Origin of the sequence: Nocardiopsis sp. JB363 (assembly GCF_900143625.1) — a bacterium.
Lineage (GTDB): Bacteria > Actinomycetota > Actinomycetes > Streptosporangiales > Streptosporangiaceae > Nocardiopsis.
On sequence record NZ_FRFF01000202.1, the window covers coordinates 1 to 5,207 of the forward strand.

Consider the following 5,207-nt stretch of genomic DNA (forward strand, 5'->3'; position numbering starts at 1 on the left):
GGTGGATCGAGGCCGGGGCGGGGTAGGTGGGGGTGTGTCCTGTGCTCTCCCGGACGCTGCACAGCAGGACACCGCAGAGAGATCGTCCCATCGGGGCCCAGCCGGGGTCTCGAATTCGGTGGACCATCCCGATCCTTCCCCACTACACCAGCACGGTTCGGGACCAACGACCCTTTGTCAACACCATGTTCTTACCTGGGTAAACCCCGCGCCTCCACAGGTCGTCCTGCTTATGTCGCGCCTGGCTCAGTAGCCCCGTCAGGAACAATCTACATGTTTACGTGTGAACTGGGTTAACAATAGAATCTCGGTGATGGACGGATCCGTCCCGACAGCCCCAGTGCCGCGTCAGTCAAGGTTCAGCCCGTCGGAATGTGTCAAGTCCAATCGGACACGGAGCAGTGATCTTTAAGCTGCTTTTCGCAGGTCAGAGGCATGCTGCTCGGCGCTCACCGGGCCACGAAGGAAGTCCTCGATCGGCTGGCACAGATCCATGCGCTGCAGGCACACCCCCACCAGGTAACGGACGCGGGGCTTCTCCTCAAACGCCACCCGAGGTGTTCCCTACAGCCTTGCGATGGGATCAGCCCGCGTGGGGCGCGCTCTGCCCCAGGGCATGATCCACTCTCAACCGCTGGGTGTGGTGCATCCGAAGCCCCACCACCTCCTCGGGGGAAAACCAGCGCACCTCGTGGGACTCGTCGCTGACCCGCCGTTCCCCGCCCACTACGCGGGCTCGAAAGCACACGTTGAACTGGCGACGCACTTCCCCGTCGCTGTAGGCGATCACGTGCCGGGCATCGGTGTAGGTGCCCACCACCCCGGTCACCTCGACCTCATAGCCGGTCTCCTCACGCACCTCCCGAACAGCCGCCTGCGGAAGACTCTCCGTCATCTCCATCCCTCCACCCGGCATCGCCCACAGACCGTTGTCCACCCGCCGCTGCAACAACAAGCGCCCCTCGTCATCGACAACGGCCGCGCTCGCCGCGACCACCAGGCTGTTGGGGACAGGCGCCTCCGGATCGTCGTAGTACTCGGTACGAGCCATGCGCTGATTCACTCCTCAAGTGGTCGGGCGGCGCGCCATACGGCGTCCATACTGGCGGCATAAGCGTCGAACAACCCCCGGGAAGCGGTTCGCTTCAGCCGCAACAACGGGTTTCCGTAGGCGTTGACCCCGTACAGGTGCGTGTTGACGTACATCTGGTCATCAGCTCGGTAGAGCGAGTTGTACAACGTCGTGGAGTGCACCCTCACAGAGATTCCCGGCGTTGTCGTCAAAGGCAAGTAGTGCATCGCGGCCAGGTGGCATCGGGACTGGATGCCGTGCCCGAAGTTCTCCTCCTCCCCGCGCACACGCACGGCCTCACAGTCGGAGTCTCCGATGAGTACACGCACATGGACGCCCTCTTCGGCCCTGTCTCTGAGCAGGTCGTTCCAGTCGGAAATCTGCTCGTGGAGGAACAGGGCCGCGTATACCAGGATGTCGATCGACTTCTCGGCAGCCGCGAACATTTCCTGCCACTGCTCGGCCGATACGTCGGAGCGTTGGCGGTGAACGGTCACCAGGCCCTTGTCCGTGCCTGCCCTGCTTTCGTTCCCCTGTTCCAGAGAGGGCCACAATTCTTGGGCCTCTGTATCAAGGGCACGCGCTACGGCGTGGGCGTTGCGGCGGTGGGGAACGCGTCCGGTGCTGATCCAGCGGGCCACCGTCTTGGGGTCGGCGCCCACGTGCGCGGCAAGGGACGCCGCCGTGTGTCCGGACCGCTCCAGACAAGCGCGCAGTTGTTCGTTGGGGGGCATGGGGACGTTTCTAGCACGCCAGGACGTCCTTCGAGGCGTCCTTCATGCGGTAGCGACGTCCCGAGAGCGTGGAAAGACTGGCGCCACCTGAGATTCCCCTTCTCAGGGCCCAGAGCCGCTTCCTGGGCGGAACGAACCTCGCAGAAAGGACAGTTACGTGGGCGAACTTTCGCACACCAGCGCCGCTACCGAAAACGACGGGCTCCTCCTCCTGATCGAACAGGTGGGTACGGCCCATGACCGCCACCGTTCAGAGCACTCCGACCACACCAGTTCCCAGAACAGCGCGGGGGACGACGGCGAGAACCGTGACCTGAACCTTCCCAAGGAGTAGGAGAGGAATATGGAACACCGGTTCGTCACCGCCATCGAGAAGGCACTCGGCTGGGACGGGCCGGGTTCCGTGGGCACCGCCTTCGCCCGTGGAACCCTGGCCGACCCCGAACTACTCACTCGACTGATGACCCCCTACCGGCTGTTGGAAACGATCCAGCGCCGGCACCTGTCCAACCCGCAGCTGCGCTGTTACTCCGAGGGGCAGGAGGTCCATCCCTCCGGGTACCTCTCCACGGCCCTCAACCGGCGCCGTCAAGCGGTCCAGCAGGCGGACATGGCCGCCCTGGGCGCCATCTTGAACAACGACGGCACCATTGTTCTCGACAGCGTCGACGCCTTCGACCCGACCCTGGAAGTCGCCTGCCGGGCGCTGGGCTGGTGGTCGGGGGAACTCGTCTCGGTCAACTGTTATCTGGCCGTGGGCGACACCCCCGGTTTTCACCTTCACTGGGACGACCACGACGTCATCGCCGTGCAGCTCTCGGGCGATAAGTCATGGGAGGTCCGAGGTCCCGCGCGCCCGGTGCCCATGTACCGGGACGCCGAACAGAACCTGGAAGCGCCCGAGGAGGTCGTGTGGGAGGGGACCATGTCCGCCGGGGAGGTGATGCACATCCCGCGCGGCTGGTGGCACACCGCTACCCGGGTCGGCTCCGGCGGCGATGGGCACTCTCTGCACGCCACATTCGGCATCACCAAGCGGACCGGTGTCACGTGGGCGAACTTCCTCTCGGACGCGGCCCGTGTCGACGAGGAGTTCCGCACTGACCTGGAGAGCACCGGTGGTCCCATCGACGATGAAGTTCTGGTGGCCAAGCTCGCTGAGCTGGCACGGGGGAACCCTCCCTCGGGATATCTCGACCAGCTCCGCGCGGACACCCCGCCCCAGCGCCACATGCCCTTGGTGGACGCGTTCGGAGCGCTGGCAGAGACGGATGTGGCTGCCGTCACCGAGTTCCCACCCGCCATCACCGTTACCGACAGCACTGTTCAGGTGGCCGCAGGCGGCAAGAAGCTCACCTTCCACCCGCGTGCCGAACCAGCGCTACGCGCCCTGTTGTCAGGACATCCGGTTCATCTCGACAACGGTGACAACGACCTCAGGACCGTGGCCGCACATCTGATCAAGGAAGGCCTATGCGCTCCCCTGACCGAAGGACTGTCCTGGGGCTATACCGGTCTGGTCCCGACCGTGACCTACTCGAACGGGCCCTCGAACTCGGTGTGACCGGGTTGGACACCGCCTACAACTACCGGGGATTCACTGCTCACCGGAACCTGGCCGCTGTAGCGGGGGAACTACTCGGTTCCTTCGAGATCAGCACGAAGGTCGGGTTCTTTCCCGACGGGCACGATATCGACGCGGAACGGGTGAGGGCCGCGGTGCAGGAGATACCCGAGGTGCTCGGGCGTCTCCCGAGCGCTGTGCTGCTGCACAACCCGGAGTGTTCGGTTGGAGGCTTCGAGAAAGCCTGCGAGGCCCTGGCGGAGATGCGTGACGCCGGATACTGCCGCTCCTGGGGGTTCTCCACCTGGGATCCTCGAGAACTGGCCGAGCACCGATGGACGATCCCTCAGCCGGACATAGTGATGGTGCGTGCGGGCCTCAGGGTCCCGGCCCCCGCGCTCGACGCCGCTGAACGGCTCACTCGGCAGGTTCGGGCTCGCAGGGTATGGGGGATGGCGCCCTTCGGGGGAAGCACCGAAGATCCGCTCTGGTCGACGATCGACACTTCGCTGTTCCTCTCCTCCAGCCAGAAGGGGACTGCCGTGCAAGCGGCGGTCTCAGCGGCTTTCGCCATCCCAGCGGTGGAGAAGCTGTGTGTGGGAACCACTTCCGCAACGCATCTGGCCGAGATCGTGCAAGCTGAGTCCCTGAACGTCTCCACCAGGGTGGTCGAGCGCTACCGCGCGCTGTTGAGCCGTAGAGCGGAAAGGAGCAGGACAACATCATGATCACGCCCTCCCAGGACAGCGCGCCGCTGGCCACGTTGGACGACCTGTCGACCGTGGATATCAGCGACGTGGTGGACCAGGCCCAGAAGCGGCTGGGACATCACCTGTTCCAGGACCGCACCCACTACAGCAGGGTCAACGGCACCGCGGGCTGGCGGACCGCTGCTCACACGTGGGTTCGGCTGTCCTGGCGCCGGGACAGAGGCGTTGATGTTCCTTCCTGGACCGGGGCCGAAGAGGCGGCGGCGCTCGTCCACGGCGTTCCCAAGCCCGAATGGATCGCGGCCGCCACGTGGTCGGACCCTGGACGTGGGGTGGTGTGGAAGGCGGAGGAGAGTGCTTTGGCGCCCTCGCCCGCCATCTCCAGCACCGCCGAACTGCCCCCTGATACTCAGTTGCCGCAACAGTGGTGGGCTGAGCTGACACAAGGGCTGGCCAACCTCGCGGCCCACGAGACCAACCGTGTCGCCATGGAACAGGCCCATCTGACCCGACGCATCCACGAGGTCTACGGCATCGGGGTCGACACCCGGGTGCCGGACGACGAATGGGCGTGCGCCCACGGCGACCTCGGGTACGCGAACCTGACCGGCCCGGACTTGATGTTCCTGGATTGGGAGAGCTGGGGGATGGCACCGATCGGATGGGACGCCGCTTGTCTGTGGTCGGCTTCGCTCAGCGTCCCCGAGGTCGCGGACAGGGTACTTGAGGAGTTCGCTGAACAGTTCTCCACCAGGAGCGGGCTTCTGTGTCGGTTGCTGCTGTGCGCGAACGTCGCACGGGCCAGCAAGCGGGCGGGGCGGGAGTTTCCTCTGACCGAGGTCATGGCCACAACCGCTGCCACGCTCCTGTCCGAGCTCGTACGTATGCCCTGATCCGCGCTGGAGCTCAGGAGGTTCCGCAGACCCCAGGAAGCCAGAGCGTCGGCCGCGCCGGAGTGGACCTCCCGGCGCGGCCGTTGGTGTGGGGGTCACAAGAGGGCTGTGGCCAAGTGGTAGGCGAGGGCTCCGGCGGCGGTGGCCAGGGTGTAGCCGCACAGGTGCCATCCGGCGCGGGAGCGGCGGCGGGGTTTGCGGTGGCTGCGCGGGCGCCTGGGCAGGGGCGGGCGC

Annotated in this window: 6 protein-coding genes; 4 read left to right on the forward strand and 2 right to left on the reverse strand. The window is 65.6% G+C overall.

Annotated features, from left to right (window positions below; all coding sequences use genetic code 11):
* Positions 1-583 precede the first annotated feature (583 nt).
* Positions 584-1,051, reverse strand: a complete 468-nt coding sequence (locus BQ8420_RS30840) for an NUDIX hydrolase (RefSeq protein ID WP_087104034.1) — start codon at positions 1,049-1,051, stop codon at positions 584-586.
* A gap of 8 nt (positions 1,052-1,059) precedes the next feature.
* Positions 1,060-1,806, reverse strand: coding sequence for a helix-turn-helix transcriptional regulator (locus tag BQ8420_RS30845; RefSeq protein WP_087104036.1), 747 nt, complete (start codon positions 1,804-1,806; stop codon positions 1,060-1,062).
* 157 nt (positions 1,807-1,963) lie between these two features.
* Here BQ8420_RS30845 and BQ8420_RS32520 point away from each other — a divergent pair, with 157 nt between their 5' ends.
* Genes BQ8420_RS32520 through BQ8420_RS30860 form a run of 4 tightly spaced genes read left to right on the forward strand, consistent with a single transcriptional unit; the run spans position 1,964 to position 4,973 of the window.
* Positions 1,964-2,140 (forward strand): hypothetical protein, encoded by a 177-nt coding sequence (locus BQ8420_RS32520; RefSeq protein WP_200816160.1) that lies wholly within the window; start codon positions 1,964-1,966, stop codon positions 2,138-2,140.
* A gap of 9 nt (positions 2,141-2,149) precedes the next feature.
* Entirely contained in the window at positions 2,150-3,370 is a 1,221-nt protein-coding gene (locus BQ8420_RS30850) for a JmjC domain-containing protein (protein WP_087104038.1), read from the forward strand.
* A 5-nt stretch (positions 3,371-3,375) separates the two neighbouring features.
* A complete protein-coding gene (locus BQ8420_RS30855) occupies positions 3,376-4,098 on the forward strand; it encodes an aldo/keto reductase (RefSeq protein ID WP_200816161.1) in 723 nt (240 codons plus the stop codon).
* Entirely contained in the window at positions 4,095-4,973 is an 879-nt protein-coding gene (locus BQ8420_RS30860; protein ID WP_235006588.1) for an aminoglycoside phosphotransferase, read from the forward strand. Before BQ8420_RS30855 ends, BQ8420_RS30860 begins: the two co-directional genes overlap by 4 nt.
* The last annotated feature ends 234 nt before the right edge of the window (positions 4,974-5,207 follow it).

What these genes read in the sequence shown, in the direction of transcription:
- BQ8420_RS30850 (WP_087104038.1), top strand. Translation starts at nt 2,150, where the DNA reads ATGGAACACCGGTTCGTCACCGCCATCGAGAAGGCACTCGGCTGGGAC.
- BQ8420_RS30840 (WP_087104034.1), bottom strand. Translation starts at nt 1,051, where the DNA reads ATGGCTCGTACCGAGTACTACGACGATCCGGAGGCGCCTGTCCCCAAC.
- BQ8420_RS30860 (WP_235006588.1), top strand. Translation starts at nt 4,095, where the DNA reads ATGATCACGCCCTCCCAGGACAGCGCGCCGCTGGCCACGTTGGACGAC.
- BQ8420_RS30845 (WP_087104036.1), bottom strand. Translation starts at nt 1,806, where the DNA reads ATGCCCCCCAACGAACAACTGCGCGCTTGTCTGGAGCGGTCCGGACAC.